Genomic DNA, 22,549 nt, shown 5'->3' with positions numbered 1-22,549 from the left:
GCATCCGCACCCCAGAAACCCGGAGCTGAAGAGCCTAAAAAACGAGCCTTCCCTCACCCTGCCAAAAAAGATCGCAGCAGAGACTTTGATCGTCCAATGAATAATGGCACCCTATTCATACGAAAATGTTATGGATGTAAGGACGTATGGCGCGGATCAACTCGCGGCAGGTCGAAGCCTTCCGGGCGATGATGCTGAGCGGCAGTGTGACGGAAGCCGCCAAGCTGATGGCGGTGACCCAGCCGGCGGTCAGCCGGCTGCTGCGCGACCTGCAGGCGCTGCTCAAGATGGAGCTGTTCGAGCGCCGCGGCACCGGCCTGGTACCGACCGCGGCAGCGACGGCGCTCTACATGGAGGTCGAGCGCTCCTTCGTCGGGCTCGATCGCATCACCGCGGCCGCCGAGGAGATCCGTGGCCGGCGCACCGGGACGCTGCGCATTGCCGCGCTCCCCGCGCTCGCCAATGGCTATCTGCCGCGGCTCGCAGGCCACTTCCTGCAGGAACGGCCGAACCTCAACCTCGCCTTCTTCGGCGTGATCTCGCCGATCGTGATCGACTGGGTGCTGAACGCGCAATGCGACGTCGGCTTTGCCGAGGTGCCGATCGCCCATGCCGGGCTGCCGAGCATCAAGCTGCCGGCGCTGCCGCGCGTCGCCGTTCTCCCGGCGGGCCATCGGCATTGCGCGAAGACGATCTTGGTGCCGCGCGACTTCGAGGGGGAGACCTTCATCTCGCTCTCGTCAGGCTCCACCAGCCGGCATCTGATCGATCAGATCTTCCATCGCGAGGATGTCAGGCGCGTGCTGCGGGTCGAGACGACGCTGTCGGAAATCATGTGCGGGATGGTGTCGTCGGGATTGGGCGTCTCGATTTGCGATCCGTTCACCGCGCGCGAATTCGACGGCCGGGGCGTGGTGATGCGGCCATTCACGCCGCGCATCGATTTCGAATTCGCCGCGGTGTTCCCGCCGCAGCGCAGCCCCTCGCCGGTGGCGCTGGACCTCGTCGAGTCGGTGCGACAGGCCCTGGAAGAGCTCGGCCGAGCATCGATCCCTGGAGAAACCGATGAAGGTTAGCTGGGCGAACCTAGAACCCGCTGATTGAGCGGCGTGTGATCCGGTCCTTGCTGAGAGCCACCAAGGCCGACGCCATCGCCACAGACCAGAACGCGGGAATGCTTGTGATTGAGAGGCTGCCGGTTTACGGGCTCATTTCCTGCCGCGCGCCCCGAGGCTCATAGAACAAGGGACCGACACGAATCTCCAAGAACGTCTCGTTTTGCCGCTGGATGAGCAGTGCATCCAGTCCTTGCTTCTGCGCCAGCGCCTTGCCTTGCTCCGGACCGAGAACCATGAGCGCAGTGGCCCAGGCATCGGCATCCATGCAGCTAGCGGCAACGACTGAAACTGACGCAATTCCATTTTCTACCGGACCGCCGCGCGATCGATCCATCGTGTGAGAGAGGCGCTTTCGCCCGATATCGACCCAGCGCCGATAGTCGCCCGACGTCGCGACCGCCGCATCACGCAATTCGATCACGCCGAGCGGCCCGCGCCGTTCATAGTCAGGCGCTTCCACCGCTACGCGCCACGGGGCTCCGTCTGCCTTGGCGCCCCGCGCTTTCAACTCTCCATCAAGCCCGACCAGCGCATTGGAGACGCCGAAGATCTCAACCACGCGCATCATCTCGTCCACGGCAAAACCCTTGGCGATGCCCGAAAGATCGAGGGCGAAGTGGCTGTGTTTGCGCGCCCTTCGTCCCGGCACATCCAGTTCAAGAACAGTGTGGGTTGGTGGCAACCGCTCGCGAAGAGCCGCGCGAAGCGCTTGCGCGTCCGGCGCCGAACAGGGAGGTCCGAAACCCCAGGCATTGACGAGCCTTCCGAGCCCGACGTCAAAGGCTCCATCCGAGGCGCGTCCGATTGCAACTCCCCGCTCCAAAACCCGCATGAGTTCAATCGGCAAGGATTCCCAGGTGCCCGGCGACGCTGCATTGAGACGCATCAGGTCGCTGTCCGGCTTCCATGTGGACATCTGATGGTCGACGCAATCGACGGCGTGAGCCAATGCGGCTTCCAGCGCGGCGAGATCGGTCGACGGCGGTGCATAGAGCAGCGCCGACCAGCGCGTTCCCATGGTGGCGCCGCTCAATACATGACGGAGCAGGTCAGTAGACATCTTCAACATACCTCCCTTGGGCTTTGAGTGCGACAGGATCCAGACCGAGGGGCGCCAATACGTCCGCCACCGCCTGCATGACGTCCGCTGCCATGTCGCGCCCGCCACAGACCATGACCTGCGCTCCGTTGGCGACGAGTGCGCGCAGGCGATCGGCGTCATCGCGCAGGCGATCCTGCACATAGCCGCCGCCTTTCACGCGCGAGAAGGCAGTGGTGAGGCTCGTCAGTCGTTTCTCACTCAGCCAGCCATCGATTTCGTGCTCATAAAGAAAGTCCGAGGAGGGATCGCGCCCGCCGAAATAGAGATGCATCGGCCGGCGCCCGCCGTTGGCACGAACAAATCCTGCCAGCGGACCTATGCCGGTGCCAGCGCCGATCAGGATCACCGGTTTTCGTCCATGCGAAGGACGGAAAGCGGGGTTTGCCTTCACGAAGGCCTCGACCTTGTCGCCCGGCTGAACGCCGTGAAGCAGACCAGAGCAAAGTCCACCCGGACGCTTGCGGACGCAGATTTCGACGAAGCCATCACGGGTCGAACTTGCCAAGGAATAGTAGCGCGGCAAGCTGCAGTCCGGCGGCAGAACCGCGATCAAGTCGCCTGCGGCGAAGCGCGGCCAGGCATGCCCTGTGAGGCGCGCGAACATGCCGCTTCTTGGCAGCGCGAAGCGCAGCACGCAGGTTGGCGCCTGCACCTCCGCGCCGTAATCGACGCGTTCGATGAGCGTCAGCGTGTGAGTACGCGGCCGGTCCGGCACATGTATCAGCACAAGGTCTTCACCCATGACTTCCGACAGGGCCTCGCCCCACCGCGCAAACTCTTGCCCGGACTGGCGGTCGATCGTGTCGAGCGGCATCAGCGATCTCGAGCCTTTACGAGCCAGGGCCGCTTCGACGTCGCGGGCGAATTGACAGAATTGCGGGAATTGCCGATCACCGAAGCCGAGAACTGCGACCGGAAAAGGCAGTGGCGCGGAGATCGCGTCGAGGCGTTTGAGGAACGCGCCGGCTGTCGCCGGTGCTGCGCCGTCGCCATAGGTTGCCGTCAGCACGAACATGCGCTGCGTCGACGGATAGGATCGTAACAAGCTGTCCATCGGAGCGACGTGAACCCTGTGCCCGTTGGCCGTCAGCGCGGCATGCAGCGTGCGGGCGAAGCCCCATGTGCTGCCGCCCTCGCTGCCGACCAGGATCACGGTGTCGGCATCTTGGGCGGGAACGTTGTCGGTGATGGGAGCGTGAGCGTGCTTCCTGCTCGACCACACCACGGCTCCGCTTAACCCGAGCACCGGCACGCCGAGGGCGCTGACGCCGAGCAGCAATCCAAGCCACCAGAGCCCTTGCCCGGTGTGCAGCATGTAGATGAATTCGTAGATCTGCCGGGCGACCGAATTGTCCTGCCAACCCAGCAGCTCTCCACTGACCGGGTCGACGTAGCCCTCGCCTGCAGCCGTGGCCAGCTGGAAGAGATCGTTCGGATTCGCGGGGTTGGGAAACGTCAATTCACGCAGTTGGGAAAGATCGATGCCGCGCAAAGCCTGAATTTGCTCGACCGGAAGAGCTTGGCCGCGGCTTGTCACGCTCGGAAATGCGGACACCTGTGCCGTGCCGTCCGGGATCAGCCCGAACGTCGTGAGCGACAGATACAGCGCCGTCATCGCCGACAGCACGAGCCCGAAGGCCACCAGCCGACCGAGATCGGTATGCAGGCGTTGCATGCCGCCGCCGCAGGAGCAGCCGAGAATGTGCCGCCACCCTCCCATGCGCCGGGCCGTCATCTGCAGACCTGACAGCGTCAGGACAAGCATCGCGAATGCGCTCGCGCCTGCGGCCATGCGTCCGCCATCGCTCAGAAAGAACGAGCGGTGCAGGTTTGTCATCCAGCTCTCGAACGGGGAGCGCACGTAGTCCGAAACCGGCTTGCCGCTGGAAGGGTCCACCACGCTCGCGGCCGGGCCCGCTGGTCCGGAGTAGAAGGCGACGACCTTGCCGGAGGTCAGTCGCTTGATCTGCTCGACGCCAGGATATCTGTGGGCGATCCGGCCGGCGAGGTCGGCGACGCTAATGCTGTCTGGCGATATCGCACCAACTCTTTCCCAAGCCGGGATCACCGACAGCACCGCTCCGCTCAGGACAAGCACCATCAGCGGCAGGATGACGGCAAAGGCCAGGCCCCTATGAATCCAGCGCAGCATCACACCCATCCTAAGGCTACATGTCGTAAGCGAACGAGCGGATGTAGGTGCGCCCTGCCAGCGGCCGGCCCGCGCCCGCGGATGTCAGCGGAACGACCACCTCGGACGGGCTGTCGCGCATGTCCTCGGCGGCGGCGTCGATATGCAGCTTGTAGCCCGCATCGAAGAGCGCATCCGCAAGATCGAGCGTGATTTTCAGCGTACGGCCGGCTCCGACGCTTGCGCCGGTGATGCCGTTGATATCGGCAAGGTTTCCACGAGAACTGCGCTCCCAGCCGCTGAGATGGCTGTAATATTTGGACTTGGAGCCCGCCATCCACAGCGTGCCTTTGTAAGCTCCGGTCGCGTCGGTCACGTAAAGCGCCAAATACGCGCCGTTCCCGCCGTAGTTGTTGAGCGTCGTGGTCAACGTGACAGGTCGCGCCATGGCCAGCCCGGGGGCGGTCAGCGCGGTGGTCAGGGCAAGGGCGGCAATCATCGATCTCATTTCTGTCTCCGACAGTGGCGTTTCTATCGCGCCATAACTGAATGGCGCGGCTGACGTGCTCCTGAAGGCCGATCCGATTCTGCTTCAGGTCACCGTCAGGTTGGCGCTATCTGCAAAAGCAAACGCCCCGCACGACGCGGGGCGCGCTAGAACGCGATGTCGCGTTCGCTCGATTCAGGCGATGTCCGTCGGTCGGGCCAGCCTTTTGCGTCCCACGATGCTCGTCGCTTCCGGACCGCTATTGAACTTGGACCTTGGGGGCCGTGCCGCCCTGAATAAGTCCGTTGGGGGGCGGCGCCGTGGGCGCGGCTGCTCGTCCTGGTCCCGACTGATCGCCTCGCCGGTCTCGGTCACCTTCATCATGATCCTTGTCGTGCTCTCCGCGTTTTTGCTTCACGCGGATCACAGCCAGAGATGCAGGATCAACCTTTGCCTCGATGGCGCGACCGCCTTCGTCCTGTCCCCTGATCTCATAGCATCCATCGTCGATCTTGATTCTGCGCACGGTCCAGCCGCGCGCTTTCGCCATTTGTTCGACCGCTTCGCGCGGCTGCCATTGCGCCATGGGCGCGCTGCAATCGTCATCATCGGCCAGCGCCATGCCGGGGGTCAGCGCCCCCAGCAGAATGGCGGCAATCAACACTGTCCTCTTCACGTTCTCTTGCTCCCGCTTCAAGGCTCCTGCCTGCCTTCTTCTTGAGCCGGTTTCCTGACGTTGACCTGAAGACGCCGCGACTTTTGCTTCAGGTCAACGTCAGAATCTCCTCTATGATTATCTCTAACCTCACAGGTCGACGGGGTGCGCGGAATGACCCGATGCGGATATTGCTGATCGAAGACGACACGATTCTGGGGGCGGCAGTACGCGACCAGATTGTGTCGGATGGCCATTCCGTGGACTGGGTGACCCGCTTGGATGCGGCACGGGAATATCTTGGCACCGCGGCCTATGACCTCTTGCTCCTGGATCTCATGCTGCCGGACGGCCGCGGTATCGGACTGCTGCGCGATCGACGCGCCAAGGGAGACGTGACGCCGGTCATCATCCTAACGGCGCTTGATCAATTGTCCGACCGGATCGAAGGGCTCAACGCCGGCGCAGACGATTACATGATCAAGCCCTTCGATCTCTCGGAGCTTACGGCGCGGCTGAATGCCGTCGCTCGCCGTTATGCCGGCAATCCGAACCCGCTCATCCGAATTGGCGATCTTCAGATCGACCTGGCCGCTCGGTCGATGACGCGTGCAGGAAAGAGCATCGCCCTGACAGCGCGGGAATGGGTGCTGCTCGAGGCTTTCTTGCAGCGTCCACGGCAGGTCTTGTCCAAATCGCTGCTCGAGGAACGGCTCTATTCCTTCGGCGAGGAGATCGAGAGCAACACCATCGAGGTCCATGTCAGCCGGCTTCGCAAGAAGCTCGGACACGCCGTCATTGAGACCGTGCGAGGTCTCGGCTATCGGCTGGGAACTGCCTCATGAGAGGCCCGCGTAGTCTGCAGTGGCAGATCTCGCTGTGGCTCGGGCTCGGCGTCGCACTCCTCTGGATTGTTGCAGCCGTCGTGACCGGCCAAAGGCTGCGTCACGAAATGAACGAAGTATTCGATAGCGCGCTCGAGGAAACGGCTCAGCGGATTCTTCCACTTGCGGTGCTCGAGATCCTTGGCCGTGAGGCAGACGGCACGTCTCAGCGTATCGCTACGCTGAGGCAGCACGACGAGTACTTCACTTATGTGGTCCGTGACGAGCGCGGCACCGTCCTGCTGCGCTCGCACGGCGCCGACGACGCGATCTTTCCTCCTTTCTCCAGAATGGGGTTTGTCGACACCCCAACCCATCGAATCTACTTCGACACTGCAGTGCGAGGCACGATGACGATCGCGGTGGCGGAGCTGCTGACACATCGCCGCGAGGTCGCGAACCAGGCGCTCCTCGGGCTTGCCTGGCCGTTGGGATTGCTCATTCCCCTCAGTCTTCTCGCCGCATGGGGCGTCGTGCGCGTTTCGATGACCCCGGTCAGGCGCCTACGAAGCGACATTGAAGCGCGCGGCACCGGCGATCTGTCCTCGGTTCCAGCCGCGGGACTGCCCTCCGAGATCGGACCGATCGCCGACGCCGTGAACGGCCTCCTGGAGAAGCTTCGACGCGCCCTGGAAGCTGAGCGAAGTTTCACGGCCAATTCCGCGCACGAACTCCGTACACCGGTGGCTGCCGCGCTCGCGCAGACGCAACGGCTCATCGCCGAGACCAGGGACACCGCGGCCCGAACCCGGGCCCAGCAGATCGAGGTGGCGCTGCGGCGGCTTTCGCAATTATCTGAAAAGTTGATGCAACTCGCGAAGGCGGAGGGTGGACGGCTTCAGGGCAAGGAGACGACCGACATCGCATCGGTTCTGAAACTGGTCGTCGGGGAGATGATGCGCGATCCGGCTGCGGCCAGTCGGCTCGCCGTCAACATTCCTGCTACGCCGGTCCTTTTCGATATCGATACAGATGCCTTTGCCATTCTAGCGCGCAATCTCATTGAGAACGGCCTCAAGCACGGAGCGCCCCACGCGCCAGTCGTTGTAGCTCTTTCCAACACTGGCGTGCTGACCGTTACAAATGAGGGAACAGCCGTTCCGCCGGAGTTGCTGGAACGCTTGTCTCGCCCGTTCGAGCGTGGCAGCACCGATGCTGACGGCTCGGGGTTGGGCCTCGCCATTGCAAAAGCCATCGCCTCCGGAGTTGGGGCCGAGCTTGTCCTGACATCCCCTTTGCCTGGAGCGGAGGGCGGCTTCCAAGCGAGGTTTTCCGCGCAGTGAGTTCATGGGCGGCTCGTCTATGGTTTTTCGAGGAATTGGGAGCAGATTGGGATGTGGCAACTGGGGCCAACTAGCAGGCCGGCGGCGAATCACGCGCGCGTGGCGGCCAGCTCTTCGAGAACCGCTACGGTAGCTGTCGGGCTTCGGCTCGGCGGCGTCATCTGATTGGCCACCTCGCGCGCGCGAGTGGCCCATCCTGGCTCCACAACGGTCCGCAGGTCATGGCGAAGGGTCGCTTGCGTCGTTGCGGAAAAACGACGCGAGGTGCCGACACCCAGGCGTCTGATCCGTGTCGCCCATACCGCCGGTCGGCGCCGATCCAGAGGACAAGAGTTGGGACGCCGGAGCGAACGCTCGCGGCCGTGGTGCCGGAGGTGCACCCCGACAGCACTAATCAACGTTCAAAGACATTGGGGCTGGACGCCACCGAAGATCGCGGCTGGCTAGCCGTGCGTCCCCTGGTTCGCCTGTCAAACTATTGAGAGCAGACTGTCGAAAAACACCGACTGAAAAACCGTTAGTTTTTCACAACCTCAGACGGTGTTCCGGCATAAGTCTTTGAAAGGCTTGGTGGGCGCACTAGGGCTCGAACCTAGGACCCGCTGATTAAGAGTCAGCTGCTCTACCAACTGAGCTATGCGCCCGGATCTTGCATCCGGAGAAAGCCTTCCGCGAGAGCCGGTCGTTTAGCAAAGCGATTCCAGGATGTCCAGCGATCCCTGAGCATTTTTCGGCACTTTCGATGCAGAAAAACCGCCGGCGGGCGGCGGTTTTCCCCAAATGAAATCAGAAGGATCGTCAAACGGCTGTCAAAGCCGCCCGGACTCGCGTTCCTCCTCGGACCAGCCCATGTGGCCCATCGGCCCCGGGCCGAAGCGATGCTCGCCGAAGCGCGGACCATCCTCCATGCCGCCCTCGCCGCGCTCCATCCAGCGGTGATGGCGCGGACCGTCCGGTCCCATCATGCGCCCCATCGGCCGGGTCAGCATCGACAGCCGGCGCTTCTGGCCGTCGTCGAGCGTCTTGTAGAGCGGGTCGGCGGCGTCGGCGACCTTCTTCATCGCATCCGCCGTGACCGCCATGGTGTCGGCACGCTCACGCAGCCGCGCCACCGGATCGACATCCTTGTCCTGCGCCTCGTCGGCTGCCTTCATCCGCGCGTTGGCACGATCGAACCGCAGTTTGACGAGATCGCGCACCGCGCTCTCGACCGGCGGCCACAATTTCTCCTGCTCCGCCGTCAGCTTCAGGCCAGCATGGACGGAAGCAATGCGCGCATCGAGCATGGCGGCGCGATCTTCCGGATTCATGCGCGCATGGTGCATGTGATCATGAAACCAGCCGCGCTGGGCGTAGACCGCGGTCGAGCCGGCGATGGCGAGCACGGCGACTGCGGCGATGGTGAACCTTCTCATGCCAACCTCCTTGGAAACTCGGATCAGCATGAGCCTGCCGTTCCGCGCCTTCAACTTACAGTTTGGACAGAGTGTACGACCTTACGAAGATGTAATTGCTTCAAATACCTTTCTGTTTTTGCAAATCAGTTTCAGTTTGTTGCCGCGCCTCAAAGCATCCCCAGCATGCGCGGCAACCACAGCGAGATTTCCGGCACGTAGGTGACGAGCGCGAGGAAGCCGAGCATCGTCAGCAGCCAGGGCATGACGGCGATGGTCAGTTCGGTGATGCCCATCTTGGCGATGCCGGACGCCACGTAGAGGTTGAGGCCGACAGGCGGGTGGCACATGCCGACCTCCATGTTGACCACCATCAGGATGCCCAGATGCACCGGGTGGATGCCGAGCTTGACCGCCACCGGGAACAGGATCGGCGCCATGATCAAGACGATCGAGGTCGCCTCCATCACGTTGCCGGCGAGCAGCAGCAGGATGTTGACGACCAAGAGGAACACCGCCCAGTTGACGCCGGCCGACGCCATCCAGTTGGCGATCTGCTGCGGGATGTTCTCGTTTGCCATCAGGAACGAGAACAGCACCGCGTTGGTGATGATGTAGAGGATCATCGCGCTCATGTTGGCCGAGCCGAGCAGCACCTTCGGCACGTCCTTCAGCGACATGTCGCGATAGACGAACACCGCGATGACGAAGGCATAGACGGCGCTGACGGCCGCGGCCTCGGTCGGCGTGAACTTGCCGGTGTAGATGCCGCCGAGCACGATCACGATCAGCAGCAGGCCCCAGACGCATTTGCGGAAGGCCGTGAAGCGCTCGGCCCAGCTCGCCCGCGGCATCCGTGGATAGTCGTTCTTCCAGGCCCGGTAGAAGGTCGTGAGGCCGAGCAGGCTCGCCAGCATCAGCCCGGGGATAACCCCGGCGATGAACAGCTGACCGACAGAGGCCGAGGAGACGCGATGACCGGCCGGATCGAGCGCGATGCTGCCGCCGGTCGCGACCGCATAGACCACCATCACGATCGAGGGCGGGATCAGGATGCCGAGCGCGCCTGACGTCGTGATGACGCCGGCGCCAAAGCGCTTGGGAAAGCCCTGCTTGACCATCGCCGGCAGCATGATCGAGCCGATCGCGATCACGGTCGCCGGCGAGGAGCCGGAGACGGCGGCGAACAGCGCACAGGCCACGACGCCGGCAAGGCCGAGGCCGCCATACCAGTGCCCGACCATCGAGGTCGCGAAGTTGATCATCCTTCGGGCGACGCCGCCATGGGTCAGGAAATTGCCGGCGAGGATGAAGAACGGGATCGCCATGATCTCGAAATTGTCGATGCCCGTGAACAGCTTCAGCGCGACCGATTCGGTCGGCACGTTCGTCATGAAGAACACGAACGACAGCACGGTGAGGCCGAGCGCGATCGAGATCGGCATGCCCGTCAGCATCAGGAAGATGAGCAGGCTGAAGATGAGGAGGCTGCTCATCGCAGCGCCTCCGTCGCCGTCGGGTCGACGCCTTCGACATAGGCGTGGTCGTGATGCGGCAGCTCGTCGTGGCGCAGATAGTGCCAGGCGACCTGCAGGAAGCGGAAGCACATCAGATAGGAGCCGAGCGGGATGCAGAGATAGACCAGCCAGCTCGGCAGCTCCATGTCGGGCGTCACCTGGTCGGTCTGCGACAGGCCGTAGACGAACTTGGCGCCCATCGTGCCGATGATGGAGGTGAACAGCGCTCCGCACAGCAGGCCGAACAGGATGGTCATCTTGCGCAGCGATGGCCGCATCATGTTGACGACGACGTCGACGCCGACATGGATGCCCGTGCGCACGCCGTAGGCGGCGCCGAACTTGGCCATCCACACGAACATGTAGATGCAGAGCTCCTGCGCCCAGGACAGGTCGATCGGAAACAGGATGGGATAGAGGAAGGGCACGCCGACCAGATAGCGGTGCAGCACGGCCACGAAGATGATCGAGGTCGCCGCCGCGATCAGGAATGCGATCAGGATCTCCTCGAGCCGATCGAGGATGCGCAACAGAAAGCCCAAGTCCCCTCCCCCACAATCAAAACGTCCGCGGCGCTTGGCTGCGCCGTCTGCCTTCTTGCGCGCCGAGTGCTTCGCCCCCTCGGTGCGCGGGCCATTGTCCGCGCACCGCTCGTCTCACGCCATCAGTTGGTCGAGCCGCGCGTCTCCTTCAGGAACTCGTCGATCAGCGGCTGGCCGACGCGCCCCGCGACGTCCTTGTACACCGGCATCATCGCCTTGCGCATCGCCTCGTCCTGGGCCGGCGTCAGCTTGACCAGCTCGGTCTTGCCGGACTTGCGGATCTCCTCGAGCGCGTCGTCGTTCTCCTTTGCCGACTGGTTGTTGCCGTAGGCGGTCGCTTCCTTCATCGCCTTCTCGCAGGCGGCGCGGATATCCGGCGGCAGGCCGTCCCAGAACTTCTTGTTCACGACCACGACGTAGCCGATGTAGCCGTGATTGGTCAGCGTGATGTACTTCTGCACCTCGTGCATCTTCTGGGTATAGATGTTCGAGGGCGTGTTCTCCTGGCCGTCGACGACGCCGGTCTGCAGCGCCTGGTAGACTTCGGAGAAGGCCATCACCTGCGGGATGGCGCCGAGGGTGCGGAATTGCGCGTCCAGCACCTTCGAGGACTGGATGCGGAACTTCAGACCCTTGTAGTCGGCGGGATCGACGAGCTTCTTGTTGGCGCTCATCTGCTTGAAGCCGTTGTCCCAGTAGGCGAGTCCGATCATTCCCTTGGGCTCGAGCAGCTTCAGCAGCCTGGTGCCGAGCGGGCCGTCGGTCACCTTCCGCAGGGTGGCGAGGTCGGGCAGGATGTAGGGCAGATCGAACACCTCGAATTCCTTGATGCCGATCGGGCCGAACTTGGAGTTCGAAGGCGCCAGCATCTGCACCGCGCCGAGCTGCAGCGCCTCGAGCTCTTCCTTGTCCTTGTAGAGCTGCGAGTTCGGATAGACTTCGACCTTGACCTTGCCGTCGGTATATTTCTCGGCCAGCTCCTTGAACTTGTCGGCGGCGAGGCCCTTCGGGGTGTTCGAGGCCACCACGTGGCTGAACTTGATCACGATCGGATTGTCGGCGGCGAGGGCCGGACCGGCCAGAGCGAGCACCGCGAGCGAGGCGGCGGTGGCGATCACGTGGCGAAACTTGAAGTGCAAGGTGTCCTCCCGACGTTTCGGGGGACATTGCAATGACGCCCCCGCTTTGTATGCCAAGGACATTGTTAGCGGGTCGACGGCCGGAATGCCATTGACCGTTAGCCGCAGAGGCGGGGATTCCCATGCCGCAGCGCAAAAATGGTGATGACTGTCATTCCGGGGCAGCCGCGCAAGCGGCTGAGCCCGAAATCCGAAGGTTATTGGCGCGGGCGCAAGCCAAGCTCGGGATTCCGGGTTCGACGCTGCGCGTCGCCCCGGAATGACGAAGCAAGGTTCGGGCCCAACCGACGATCGTGAACTCAGCTCGCTGCCGCGGCCGAGGCGCCCGCACCCTGCGCCACGTCGCGCTGGCGCTTCATGACCAGCTTGTTGAGCGCCCCCAGATAGGCCTTGGCCGAGGCCACCAGCGTATCCGGATCCGCCGCGCGCGCGGTCATCGAGCGGCCGTCCTGCGACAGCCGCACCGAGACCTCGGCCTGCGCATCGGTGCCCTCGGTCACGGCATGGACCTGGTACAATTCCAGCTTGGCCTCGTGCGGCACCAGCGACTTGATGCAATTGAAGACGGCATCGACCGGCCCGTTGCCCTCGCTCTCCTCGATCTTGGTCACGCCGTCGACGTCGAGCTTCATGGTGGCGCGCTGCGGGCCGCGGGTGCCGGCAATCACCGACAGCGACAGCAGCTTGATGCGGTCATGGGCGCTCACCATGCCCTCGTCGATCAGCGCCTCGATGTCCTCGTCATAGATGTGCTTCTTGCGGTCGGCCAAAGCCTTGAAGCGGACGAAGGCGTCCTCGACCTGGTTGCCCGCCAGCTTGTGGCCCATCTCCTCCAGCTTGTGGATGAAGGCATGGCGGCCGGAATGCTTGCCCATCACCAGCGAGGTCTGCTTCACGCCGACCGTCTCCGGCAGCATGATCTCGTAGGTCTGCGCGTTCTTCAGCATGCCGTCCTGATGGATGCCGCTCTCATGCGCGAACGCATTGCGGCCGACGATGGCCTTGTTGTACTGCACCGGGAACGAGGTCGCGGCCGAGACCACCTTGGAGGCGTGGGTGAGCTGCGTGGTGTCGATCTTGTTCCAGTACGGCAGCTTGTCGTTGCGCACGCGCATCGCCATCACGACCTCTTCCAGGGCCGCATTGCCGGCGCGCTCGCCGATGCCGTTGATGGTGCATTCGATCTGGCGGGCGCCGGCGCGCACGCCGGCCATCGAGTTGGCGACCGCCATGCCCAGGTCGTTGTGGCAATGGACCGAGAATACTGCCTTGTCGGAGTTCGGCACGCTCTCGCGCACGCGCTTGAACAGGTCGTAATACTCCTCCGGCACGGCATAGCCGACGGTATCCGGAATGTTGATGGTGGTCGCGCCGGCCCTGATCGCGGCCTCGACGCAGCGGCACAGGAAGTCGAACTCGGTACGGGTGCCGTCCTCGGACGACCATTCGACGTCGTCGGTGTGGTTGCGCGCGCGGGTCACCGAGGAGATCACCAGTTCGTAGACCTGCTGCGGGTCCATCTGCAGCTTGTACTTCATGTGCACCGGCGAGGTGGACAGGAAGGTGTGGATGCGGCCGCGCCTGGCCGGGCGGATCGCCTCGGCGCAACGGTCGATGTCCTTGGCGCCGGCGCGCGACAGGCCGCAGACCACGGCGTTCTGGGTGCGCTTGGCGATCTCGTTGACGGCCTCGAAGTCACCGTCGGAGGCGATCGGGAAGCCGGCCTCGATGATGTCGACGCCCATGCCGTCCAGCATGGCGGCGATGTTGAGCTTCTCCTCGAACGTCATGGTGGCGCCGGGGCACTGCTCGCCATCGCGCAAAGTGGTGTCGAAAATGACGACGCGGTCCTTGTCGGACTGAACGGGATTGGACATCTGCTTTCCTCGAACTTTTCGGGTGGTGCGCGTGGCTTCCAGAGGCGCTGAAGGGTGTTTCGGTGTCGAAGCAGCCCCCTGAGTGCCCAGGCGCATCCCGCCCAGCCGGCCCTCAGGGGCAGCTAAGAAGCAGAAGCTCGATCGCGCCGATCAGGTCGGCGGGCTGCAGCGCGGCGAGCGCGATCGTCCGGGCGTCTGCCCCGGCGATGGCCTCGATCTCTGCGCTGCGAATCAGCATTGCCAAACCCTTTGCGAGAACACGAAAACTGTGCGGCAAAACCGTTGACGGTTTGTTGCCGAGGTGCCCTCGACAGCGCTTTTACTGGGAATGGGAGGGTCTCGCAACGCCGAATAATGGTCAGGAGAGGTGACGTATTCGGGCAGTCCCGCGCCGCTCTCCCTATAAATCTCTCCCTATGAACAGTGTCATCCCGGGCAAGGCCGCCAACGCGCCAGCGTTGGTGAACGCCGACCCGGGATCCGTACGCCGCGGCGGATTTGGCTGGGCGAGTTGGAGCGGCCATCCTGCCTCGCAGATCTCCCTGGGGTTATGGATCCCGGATCGGCGCACGCGTGACCGCGCGCTTGTCCGGGATGACGGTGAGGGTGTGGTTGTCGGCATCTGCACCAGCACGCATTTCACGCTCCCGCGACACATCCGTGCCCGAGTTGTTCACCCGCATCGTACCCTCTTCCATCAGAGGGTGCAGGGAAGACCGGGCGTCTGCCGACACCCGCGGCCCCCGTGCGATAGAAAATGCACGGGGCAGGAACCACAGGATCGGCCAGGACATCCCGGCCTTCCCTGCGCAACGGCTTTACGGCTTACTTCGCGCTCTCCCTGGGGACCGGGCTTTCTTGCCCCCATCATCCGCACCGCTGCTTCGCGCAACGGCACGAACTTGACCTCAGCATCGGGAGGCCAGGACCACACGACTTCGCCGTCCGCAAAACGCCGGTCGTCCACCGGCGCCTCACGGCCATCGCTCCCCGCACTCCACGTATCGTGACGACGCGTACGCCCCTCTTCGATGAGGCGGGATGACGTAGAGAAGCACGTTTTCTGAAAAAAGGAAAGAGGAAATTTCGTCGAATACGAAGATCGAGCGTGTGGTACCATGACCTCATGACAAACCGCATCTTCGTCCACGGCGTGCCGGACACGCCCGCAATCTGGGGCCCGCTGATCGCGGCGCTCGGCGAGACCGTGGCAGTGCCTGCCCTGCCCGGCTTCGACGGCGATGCACCTCCGGGCTTCGCCTGCACCAAGGACGCCTACGCCGACTGGCTGGTCGCGCTGCTGGAAGCGCAGCATGCGGCGGTCGGGCCGCTCGACCTGGTCGGGCATGATTGGGGCGCGCTGCTGGTGCTGCGCGCGGCATCGCTGCGGCCGGGGCTGGTGCGCTCCTGGGCGGTCGCTGGCGGCGCACTCGATCCGGACTATCGGGGACATCGCATCGCGCGGATCTGGAATACGCCCGTGCTCGGCGAGATATTCATGGCGGTGTCGTCGCAAGCTGCCATGGCACGGATGTTCCGGCAGAGCGGATTGCCATCGGAGCTGGCGGCGCGCGAAGCCACGGCATGGCAGGCTCCGATGCGCCGGGCGATCCTCGCGCTGTATCGCTCCGCCGACGGTCTGTGCTTCAAGGGCGACTGGATCGCGCGGCTCGAACAGCTGCCGCGGCGTGGACTGGTGATCTCGGGCACACAGGATCCGTTCGTGCCGCTCGACACGCTCAGCCGGTTCGCGCAAGCGCACGGCGCGCGGCTTCATGTCGAGCCGGACGCCGGCCACTGGAGCATCGTCGAGCGGCCGCAGAGCATCGCGGCCGTGCTGCGGGCGTATTGGGCGGAATGAGCACCAGTCCTATTGCGACAGGGCTGAGACCAGCGCATCGCCGATTACATTGGCAATCTCCTGCTCGTGGCCGGGGTATGCGCGAAACACGTATTGTTGCCCGAGGAGTTGAGTTTGCTTCTCGACGTTCCAAATCCGAAGCGAAACTTTGTGACGGCCATCGCTGAGGAGCGCGGCATTGCCGACCAGCACGAGATCAAAGTGCAGATCTCGCGATTTCTCGAATTGCGGCAGCAGAATATCCGGATGACCTGGGCTTGCCATCGGGACAGGCTCTTCGACGACCCGGAGCGACGGCATTGCGTGGAATCGCGCGCGTAGCGCGCTCGTCAGAAGGGCGGCATCATCTCCCGCCTCGGGCGTCATCGCATGCAGCTCGGGCACCGCGATCACGCGTTCGCCTTCGGCCGAAGCAGGTCGCGCCAGGACCGTGAGCAGAGCCGCGACGGCAAATGCAACACCAAGAAAAACGTCATGAAAACGTCGAAGTATGCCGGCCTGCATGGTCACTTCAATCCTCATCTCAATCTACGCCCGAGCAATGGGCCGGCTCTTCGACGTGCGCGCCGGCTATCACACAATCTTTGATGGATTGCAGTCCTCTGATACCATAACCTGAAAGTCGCTCATCGGAGACATTCGACATGGCGCGTCTCAAGACCGGACTTTGGTTGTTCTCGGCGCTGCTGGTGGCCCGGCTCTTCTCCAGCGCAGCCTTCGCCGAGGACTTGAGCCTCGCCCGCTTTCCTCAATCCGACTGGGCGACCGCCACGCCTGAGGACGAAGGGATGGATTCGGCGGCCCTCGCAAAACTCGTCGCTTCCGGTAAGGCGATGAGGTTCGACAGCCTGCTGATCGCGCGCCACGGCCGGGTCGTGCTCGATGCGTCCTATGCACCGTACAACGCCGACGAGCCGCACATCATCAATTCCGCGACCAAAGCCGTGGTCTCGACGCTGATTGCGATGCTGCTCAAGGACGGCGTGCTCGACAGTCTCGATCATCCGGTGCTCGACTTCTTCAAGGATCGCAAGATCGACAATGTCGACGCGCGCAAGCAGGCGCTCACGGTGCAGCACCTGCTCAACATGACCTCCGGGTTCGACTGGGACGAGGGTTATAGCGGCGGCGCCGAGACATCCCTCTACGAGATGGGCCGGAGTCCGGATTGGGTGCAGTACATCCTCGACAGGCCGATGGCGCAAGCGCCCGGCGAGACGTTCTACTACAACAGCGGCAACTCGCATCTGCTCTCCGCGATCGTCACGAAGCTCACCGGCAAGAGCGCGGAGGACTTCGCCAAGGAGAGGCTGTTTGGGCCGCTCGGGATCACCGAGCACGCCTGGTTCAAGGATGCCCAGGGAATTTCCGCCGGCGGTTTCGGGCTGGCGCTGAAGCCGCGCGACATGGCGAAGATCGGCTACCTCTATCTGCGGCGCGGCCGCTGGGGCGAGCAGCAATTGCTGCCGCCGGACTGGATCGAAGCCGTCAACCACGCCACCGTCAGCATGAATGCGAAGTTCGATCCGGGGCTCTCCTACGCCGATCAGTTCTGGGCCCTGCCGGACAAACACGTGTTCATGGCGGTCGGCTACCACTGCCAGGTCATCATGGTACTGCCCGACCGCGACATCGTGGCGGTGATGACCGCGCGCGAGTTCTGTCCATTCCGCAAGCTCGCCAACACCATTTCGGCGACTGTGACATCTGACAGCGCCCTGCCTGCGGCGCCGGAAGCGGCAGCCGCGCTCGCCGCTGATGTCCGCGAGGTCGCGACGGAAACCCGAGGCCCGGTCGGAGCCGTGCCGGAGATGGCGGCTTCCATCTCGGGCAAGACCTACAGCTTCCCGCCCGGCCCGCTCGGCATCAACACGATCAAGCTGGACCTCACGGGACCGGAACCGCAGGTCACCTGGGACATCCCCTCGCGGGACCGCGCCGGAGGCACGGTGCATCTGCAGAGCCCGATCGGCCTCGATGGCCTCTATCGCAAGACCGCGCCGCCCCATCCCTGGCAGCCCTTCACCTACCGGGCCATGAAGGGCAGCTGGATCGACGCCACGACCTTCGTGATCGACGCCCAGTTCATTGGCCAGGGCGAGGAGCGCAATTGGCGGCTCAGCTTCGACGGCGACAAGGTGACGTTCCGAACGAAGGGCCGCTACGGCAAGGACGTAGTGGTCGAGGGTCATGCGGCGCCATGAGTCCTCGGCGGCTCTGCGCGGCCTGACGAAAGTCGAGCGCAAATGCTGCAGCACTGATCGGCTCCGTTCGGCTGGGCGGAGACATACCGCACGGCGAGAATTGGAACAGTTCTCATAGCGTTCTGCGTGCCGCGGGCGGCGGATGCGATCTCCCGTCGTTTTCTCAAACAGATCATCTCGTGTATGTCTGCCCTCCCGCCGAGGCTCTCACTCCGCGGCGGGGGATCGTTTTTCGATTGCGGTGGCATAATGTTGAGATTGCTGGAGCGTCTGGGTCTCCGTTTCGAGGATGCCGTCGAGGAGCGGCGTTTCGTGGACCATTACGTCCGCGGCAGCACCGCCTGGACGCAGATCGCGATGCTGCTCGGCGCCCTCACCTTTGCCGGCTACACGCTGTGGGACTGGGTGCTCTATCCCGAGATCGTGCCGACGACGCTCGCGATCCGCGGCGGCACCGCCGCGCTGGTGCTGCTGCCGCTGACGGCTTTGCTGTCGACGCCGGCGCGCCGATGGGCCGAGCCGATTCACCTGGTCTATTGCGTGATCCCCGGTTGCGTGCTGCCGACGATCTACTGGGTGCTGCCGTCGGGCTTCACCTATTCTGCAGCCGGCATGATCATCGTCATCCTGTTCGTCTCCACCATGCTGCCGCTGCGCACCGGCTCCTACGCGATCTTCTGCGCGACGAGCTGGAGCGCGCTGGCGGTGGCCGAGAGTCTCGCGACCGAGCCGCTGCCGCCCGGCCTGCGCTTCATCGATCATTCGCTGGTCGGCAATGCCTGCCTGCTCTCGCTCTATGCCGTCGGCGCGCGCGAGTACCAGGCGCGCAAGCAGTTCCGCACCGCGGAGGCGCTGCAGCGGGAGAAGGAGCGCTCCGAGGCCTCGCTGCGCGATCTGCATGCCACGCAGGCCCATCTGGTGCAGGCGGAGAAGCTGGCCTCGCTCGGCCAGCTCGTCGCCGGCGTCGGCCACGAGGTCAGCACGCCGCTCGGGCTGGCGCTGACCACGTCGACGGCGATGGAAGACGACGTCGAGGCGATCGCGCGCATGCTAGGCGGCGGCCCGGTGCGGCGCTCGGATCTGGCGAGGGGCGTCGCTCGGCTGCAGCAGGGCCTGCACTTGACGACGCAGAGCCTGCACCGCGCCTCCGAGATGGTACACAGCTTCAAGCAGGTCGCCGTCGACCAGGCCAACGAGGCGCTGCAGACCTTCGAGCTGCAGAGCTGGATGACCGATCACGTCGCCAAGCTCCGCCCGCTGCTGGTGCGCCAGGGCCTGACGGTCGTGCTCTCCTGCCCGGAGGGCATCGTGCTCACCAGCTATCCCGGCGCACTCGGACAGGTCATCAGCATCCTCGCCTTCAATGCGGCGACGCATGCCTATCCCGGCGACATCAGCGGCGTCTTCACCGTGGAGGTCGCACAGCCCGGCGATGATTCGGTGCGCATCGTCTGCGCCGATCAGGGCGTCGGCATGCGCGACCAGGTTCGCGGGCGGGTGTTCGACCCGTTCTTCACCACGCGCCGCGAGAAGGGCAATGCAGGCCTCGGCCTGCACATCGCCTTCAACCTCGTGGCATCCACACTCGGCGGCCGCATCGAGCTCGACAGCCAGCCGCAGCAGGGCACGCGCATCACGCTGGACATTCCGCTGATCGGACCAGGCAAGCCGGCCGAGCTGGAACTCACCGCCGCACAATAGGCTCGGGGGTGCGCCCGCATCAACGACCGGTCCCAAGCGTTGAGCGTCCTCGGCACGCAGTCCCGGAAAACGAGACCACCAGCGCTCCGTCCGCAGCTTGGGTGGGGCGCTTATCGCGCATCATCGTGCACGATCATGAATCACTCCGCGTCGATCGTGATCATCAAATGCGCAATGCCGCAGAGACGCCGCGACCTGCGCATCTCCGAACCAATTAGAACAATTCAACACCGCATGGCTTAGAGCAATTCAATCCGGCGCGTTGTGTCTTTCGCTGCACTGCGTTGCTAGACGTCGCATCGAGCTGACCGTTCCCTCGAACGGTGCGACGTGGAAGTGCAATAGACGATGACGAAGTGTGAAGGCCGGCGCGATGCGCGCGCTCGTACCGGCATGCGTGGCGCGATTGCGCTCGTGAGTGCTCTGACCGCAGACCTCCTCTGGTCCCCCTCTCCCGTGTTTGCGCAGGCGACGCTGCCGCCGGTGACGGTCGACGTGCCGGCGCCGAAGCGCAAGCCTGCGAGCGCCGCCAGCGCGCCGCAGCGCCAGGCGCGTGCGCTGCCGTCACGACGCGCGATGCCGCCGCCGCCGATGCCGACACGCGCGGAACGCGCCGCGGCCGAGGCCGTAGTCCTCGACGCCGCCAAGCTCAACTACCGCGCCATGCCGAGCGCGACCACGCTGCGCAGCGGCGCCTCGCCGCTCGACACCGCGCAATCCGTCAACGTCGTGCCCGAACAGGTGATCAGGGACCAGTTGCCGCGCAACATCGACGACGCGCTCGCCAATATCAGCGGCGTCACCCAGGCCAACACGCTCGCCGGCACGCAGGACGCGGTGATGCGTCGGGGCTTCGGCGACAACCGCGACGGCTCGATCATGCGCAACGGCCTGCCGCTGGTGCAGAGCCGCAGCCTCAATGCGGCCGTGGAGAGCGTCGAGGTGCTGAAGGGCCCGGCCTCGCTGCTCTACGGCATCATGGATCCCGGCGGCATCGTCAACACCATCAGCAAGCGCCCCGAGCTTTATCAGCACGGCTCGGTGACGCTGCTCGGCTCGGCCTATGCTAACAACCGGACCGGCGCCGACGGCACGATCGACGTCACCGGCCCGATCGGCGACGGCGGCCTCGCCTATCGCTTCATCGGCTACGGCGTCAGCGAGGATTACTGGCGCAATTTCGGCCGCCATCGCGAGATGCTGGTGGCGCCGTCGCTCGCCTGGTACGGCGACACGACCACGGTCCAGCTCAACTACGAGCATCGCGAGTTCATCACCCCGTTCGATCGCGGCACCGCCTTCATAAATGGCGCGCCGCTCGCGATCCCCGCGACGCGGCGGCTCGACGAGCCCTTCAACAACACATGGGGGCAGTCCGACCTGGTCCAGGCCTCGGTCGAGCAGAAGCTCAACGACGATTGGAAGCTCACCGCGGCCTACAGCTACAACACCGAGAGCTCCAGCGCCAACCAGCTGCGCATCACCACGATCGATGCGAAGGGCAAGGAGACCCGCAGCAATGATGGCACCTGGGGCTCGCTCAGCCGGGTCAGCTACGGCACGTCCTATATTCAAGGCGCCTTCTGGCTCGGCGGCCTGCGCAACGAGGTGCTGTTCGGCGGCGACGCGCAATACCGCACGATCTATCGCCAGGACCTGATCCGCGACAAGGTCACGAGCGTGTTCAATGTCTACAACCCGGTCTACGGGCTGATCCAACCCGGCACGCTGGTCTCGGCCAGCGACAGCGACCAAACCGACAAGCTCGGCCAGTATTCGCTGTTCGTGCAGGACACGCTGCATGTCACCGAAAAGCTCTCCTTCGTCGGCGGCGTGCGCTACATGGACTACGAGCAGATCGCCGGCCGCGGCCGGCCGTTCAAGGCCAATACCGACGTCGCCGCCGACACCGTGCTGCCGCTCGGCGGCGCCATCCTCAAGCTCAACGAGCAGGTCTCGCTCTACGCCAGCTACACCAAGAGCCTGAAGCCGAACTCGACCATCGCCCCGCTCACCGGCGGCGTGGTGCTCGGCTCCAACATCGCGCCCGAGCAAGGCACGGCGTGGGAGACCGGTTTCAAGTTCGATCTCGACAAGAGGCTGTCCGGCACCGTCGCGGTCTACGACATCGACAAGCAGAACGTGCTGGTGTCGCAGACCAATGCCAGCAACGTCGTCGAATACACCACCGCCGGCAAGGTGCGCTCGCGCGGCGCCGAGGTCGACGTCACCGGCAAGATCGCCGAGCACTGGACCATGATCGGAAGCTACGGCTACACCGATGCCAGGGTCACGGACGACCCGGTCTATCGCGGCAACCGCCTGCAGAACGTCGCGCTCAACACCGCCTCGCTCTACCTCGTCTACGATTTCGGCACGGCGCTGCCCGGCCAGCTCAGGCTCGGCGGCGGCGCGCGCTATGTCGGCGACCGGGCCGGCGATGCCGCCAACAGCTTCGTGCTGCCGTCCTACGTCGTCGCCGACGTGTTCGCGAGCTACGAGACCAGGCACCATAACCTGCCGGTGATCTACCAGCTCAACGTCAAGAACCTGTTCGACAACGTGTACTACCCCTCGGCCAACAGCGCGCTGACCGTCGCGGTCGGCGATGCGAGGCGGGTGTCGCTGTCAGCGACGGTGAAGTTCTGAGAAGG

General features: G+C 64.3%; 19 protein-coding genes and 1 tRNA gene. 7 read left to right on the top strand and 13 right to left on the bottom strand.

Annotated elements, in window-relative coordinates:
• Window positions 1–146 precede the first annotated feature (146 nt).
• Window positions 147–1,076 (top strand): LysR substrate-binding domain-containing protein, encoded by a 930-nt coding sequence (locus tag ACQR1E_RS18095; RefSeq protein ID WP_316183922.1) that lies wholly within the window; start codon window positions 147–149, stop codon window positions 1,074–1,076.
• A 124-nt stretch (window positions 1,077–1,200) separates the two neighbouring features.
• Here ACQR1E_RS18095 and ACQR1E_RS18090 read toward each other — a convergent pair whose 3' ends face one another.
• The 4 genes from ACQR1E_RS18090 to ACQR1E_RS18075 all read right to left on the bottom strand — a co-directional run bounded on the left by ACQR1E_RS18090 (window position 1,201) and on the right by ACQR1E_RS18075 (window position 5,535).
• A complete protein-coding gene (locus ACQR1E_RS18090) occupies window positions 1,201–2,187 on the bottom strand; it encodes an FAD:protein FMN transferase (protein ID WP_434897372.1) in 987 nt (328 codons plus the stop codon).
• A complete protein-coding gene (locus ACQR1E_RS18085; RefSeq protein ID WP_434897371.1) occupies window positions 2,168–4,372 on the bottom strand; it encodes a PepSY domain-containing protein in 2,205 nt (734 codons plus the stop codon). Before ACQR1E_RS18085 ends, ACQR1E_RS18090 begins: the two co-directional genes overlap by 20 nt.
• Window positions 4,373–4,388: 16 nt before the next feature.
• Window positions 4,389–4,859: a DUF2271 domain-containing protein gene (locus ACQR1E_RS18080; RefSeq protein ID WP_315752777.1), complete on the bottom strand. Its 471-nt coding sequence runs from the start codon at window positions 4,857–4,859 to the stop codon at window positions 4,389–4,391.
• 238 nt (window positions 4,860–5,097) lie between these two features.
• Window positions 5,098–5,535 carry a PepSY domain-containing protein gene (locus ACQR1E_RS18075; RefSeq protein WP_316174202.1) on the bottom strand — a complete coding sequence of 146 codons (438 nt, stop codon included), beginning with the start codon at window positions 5,533–5,535 and terminating at the stop codon, window positions 5,098–5,100.
• Window positions 5,536–5,675: 140 nt separating this feature from the next.
• Here ACQR1E_RS18075 and ACQR1E_RS18070 point away from each other — a divergent pair, with 140 nt between their 5' ends.
• On the top strand, window positions 5,676–6,338 hold the full coding sequence (locus ACQR1E_RS18070; protein ID WP_315713274.1) for a response regulator transcription factor: 663 nt from the start codon (window positions 5,676–5,678) through the stop codon (window positions 6,336–6,338).
• Window positions 6,335–7,660, top strand: a complete 1,326-nt coding sequence (locus ACQR1E_RS18065) for an ATP-binding protein (RefSeq protein ID WP_434897370.1) — start codon at window positions 6,335–6,337, stop codon at window positions 7,658–7,660. Before ACQR1E_RS18070 ends, ACQR1E_RS18065 begins: the two co-directional genes overlap by 4 nt.
• 568 nt (window positions 7,661–8,228) lie before the next feature.
• Here ACQR1E_RS18065 and ACQR1E_RS18060 read toward each other — a convergent pair.
• From ACQR1E_RS18060 to ACQR1E_RS18025, 8 genes are all read right to left on the bottom strand, one after another.
• Window positions 8,229–8,304 (bottom strand) — tRNA-Lys (locus tag ACQR1E_RS18060).
• A gap of 165 nt (window positions 8,305–8,469) precedes the next feature.
• Window positions 8,470–9,075, bottom strand: coding sequence for a Spy/CpxP family protein refolding chaperone (locus ACQR1E_RS18055; protein WP_316166014.1), 606 nt, complete (start codon window positions 9,073–9,075; stop codon window positions 8,470–8,472).
• Window positions 9,076–9,224: 149 nt separating this feature from the next.
• Window positions 9,225–10,550 (bottom strand): TRAP transporter large permease, encoded by a 1,326-nt coding sequence (locus ACQR1E_RS18050; RefSeq protein WP_434897369.1) that lies wholly within the window; start codon window positions 10,548–10,550, stop codon window positions 9,225–9,227.
• Complete coding sequence (locus ACQR1E_RS18045; protein WP_434897368.1) at window positions 10,547–11,113, bottom strand: TRAP transporter small permease; 567 nt, start codon at window positions 11,111–11,113, stop codon at window positions 10,547–10,549. Before ACQR1E_RS18045 ends, ACQR1E_RS18050 begins: the two co-directional genes overlap by 4 nt.
• A 122-nt stretch (window positions 11,114–11,235) precedes the next feature.
• Window positions 11,236–12,252 carry a TRAP transporter substrate-binding protein gene (locus ACQR1E_RS18040; RefSeq protein ID WP_315713282.1) on the bottom strand — a complete coding sequence of 339 codons (1,017 nt, stop codon included), beginning with the start codon at window positions 12,250–12,252 and terminating at the stop codon, window positions 11,236–11,238.
• 299 nt (window positions 12,253–12,551) lie between these two features.
• The gene (locus ACQR1E_RS18035; protein WP_315769043.1) at window positions 12,552–14,129 is read right to left on the bottom strand and encodes a 2-isopropylmalate synthase; all 1,578 of its coding nucleotides are present in this window, start codon (window positions 14,127–14,129) and stop codon (window positions 12,552–12,554) included.
• A 112-nt stretch (window positions 14,130–14,241) separates the two neighbouring features.
• A complete protein-coding gene (locus ACQR1E_RS18030; protein WP_284423887.1) occupies window positions 14,242–14,367 on the bottom strand; it encodes a hypothetical protein in 126 nt (41 codons plus the stop codon).
• A gap of 310 nt (window positions 14,368–14,677) precedes the next feature.
• Complete coding sequence (locus tag ACQR1E_RS18025; protein WP_315752770.1) at window positions 14,678–14,923, bottom strand: hypothetical protein; 246 nt, start codon at window positions 14,921–14,923, stop codon at window positions 14,678–14,680.
• Window positions 14,924–15,255: 332 nt separating this feature from the next.
• Between ACQR1E_RS18025 and ACQR1E_RS18020 the strand changes: the two genes are divergently transcribed.
• Window positions 15,256–15,990, top strand: coding sequence for an alpha/beta fold hydrolase (locus ACQR1E_RS18020; protein ID WP_315752769.1), 735 nt, complete (start codon window positions 15,256–15,258; stop codon window positions 15,988–15,990).
• A gap of 9 nt (window positions 15,991–15,999) precedes the next feature.
• Here ACQR1E_RS18020 and ACQR1E_RS18015 read toward each other — a convergent pair whose 3' ends face one another.
• Entirely contained in the window at window positions 16,000–16,500 is a 501-nt protein-coding gene (locus ACQR1E_RS18015; RefSeq protein ID WP_409998671.1) for a hypothetical protein, read from the bottom strand.
• A gap of 134 nt (window positions 16,501–16,634) precedes the next feature.
• Here ACQR1E_RS18015 and ACQR1E_RS18010 point away from each other — a divergent pair, with 134 nt between their 5' ends.
• The 3 genes from ACQR1E_RS18010 (at window position 16,635) to ACQR1E_RS18000 (ending at window position 22,544) form a co-directional block, all read left to right on the top strand.
• Window positions 16,635–18,194, top strand: coding sequence for a serine hydrolase domain-containing protein (locus ACQR1E_RS18010; RefSeq protein ID WP_434897367.1), 1,560 nt, complete (start codon window positions 16,635–16,637; stop codon window positions 18,192–18,194).
• A gap of 249 nt (window positions 18,195–18,443) precedes the next feature.
• Complete coding sequence (locus ACQR1E_RS18005) at window positions 18,444–19,895, top strand: sensor histidine kinase (RefSeq protein WP_434897366.1); 1,452 nt, start codon at window positions 18,444–18,446, stop codon at window positions 19,893–19,895.
• Between the two features lie 348 nt (window positions 19,896–20,243).
• Window positions 20,244–22,544, top strand: a complete 2,301-nt coding sequence (locus tag ACQR1E_RS18000; protein ID WP_434897365.1) for a TonB-dependent siderophore receptor — start codon at window positions 20,244–20,246, stop codon at window positions 22,542–22,544.
• Window positions 22,545–22,549: the final 5 nt, after the last annotated feature.

Origin of the sequence: Bradyrhizobium sp. HKCCYLRH1030 (assembly GCF_051168395.1) — a bacterium.
GTDB lineage: Bacteria > Pseudomonadota > Alphaproteobacteria > Rhizobiales > Xanthobacteraceae > Bradyrhizobium.
This window is presented reverse-complemented; position numbering and strand designations above follow the sequence as displayed.

What these genes read in the sequence shown, in the direction of transcription:
- ACQR1E_RS18095 (WP_316183922.1), top strand. Translation starts at nt 147, where the DNA reads ATGGCGCGGATCAACTCGCGGCAGGTCGAAGCCTTCCGGGCGATGATG.
- ACQR1E_RS18090 (WP_434897372.1), bottom strand. Translation starts at nt 2,187, where the DNA reads ATGTTGAAGATGTCTACTGACCTGCTCCGTCATGTATTGAGCGGCGCC.
- ACQR1E_RS18085 (WP_434897371.1), bottom strand. Translation starts at nt 4,372, where the DNA reads ATGCTGCGCTGGATTCATAGGGGCCTGGCCTTTGCCGTCATCCTGCCG.
- ACQR1E_RS18080 (WP_315752777.1), bottom strand. Translation starts at nt 4,859, where the DNA reads ATGAGATCGATGATTGCCGCCCTTGCCCTGACCACCGCGCTGACCGCC.
- ACQR1E_RS18070 (WP_315713274.1), top strand. Translation starts at nt 5,676, where the DNA reads ATGCGGATATTGCTGATCGAAGACGACACGATTCTGGGGGCGGCAGTA.
- ACQR1E_RS18065 (WP_434897370.1), top strand. Translation starts at nt 6,335, where the DNA reads ATGAGAGGCCCGCGTAGTCTGCAGTGGCAGATCTCGCTGTGGCTCGGG.
- ACQR1E_RS18055 (WP_316166014.1), bottom strand. Translation starts at nt 9,075, where the DNA reads ATGAGAAGGTTCACCATCGCCGCAGTCGCCGTGCTCGCCATCGCCGGC.
- ACQR1E_RS18050 (WP_434897369.1), bottom strand. Translation starts at nt 10,550, where the DNA reads ATGAGCAGCCTCCTCATCTTCAGCCTGCTCATCTTCCTGATGCTGACG.
- ACQR1E_RS18035 (WP_315769043.1), bottom strand. Translation starts at nt 14,129, where the DNA reads ATGTCCAATCCCGTTCAGTCCGACAAGGACCGCGTCGTCATTTTCGAC.
- ACQR1E_RS18030 (WP_284423887.1), bottom strand. Translation starts at nt 14,367, where the DNA reads ATGCTGATTCGCAGCGCAGAGATCGAGGCCATCGCCGGGGCAGACGCC.
- ACQR1E_RS18025 (WP_315752770.1), bottom strand. Translation starts at nt 14,923, where the DNA reads ATGTCCTGGCCGATCCTGTGGTTCCTGCCCCGTGCATTTTCTATCGCA.
- ACQR1E_RS18020 (WP_315752769.1), top strand. Translation starts at nt 15,256, where the DNA reads ATGACAAACCGCATCTTCGTCCACGGCGTGCCGGACACGCCCGCAATC.
- ACQR1E_RS18010 (WP_434897367.1), top strand. Translation starts at nt 16,635, where the DNA reads ATGGCGCGTCTCAAGACCGGACTTTGGTTGTTCTCGGCGCTGCTGGTG.
- ACQR1E_RS18005 (WP_434897366.1), top strand. Translation starts at nt 18,444, where the DNA reads ATGTTGAGATTGCTGGAGCGTCTGGGTCTCCGTTTCGAGGATGCCGTC.
- ACQR1E_RS18000 (WP_434897365.1), top strand. Translation starts at nt 20,244, where the DNA reads ATGACGAAGTGTGAAGGCCGGCGCGATGCGCGCGCTCGTACCGGCATG.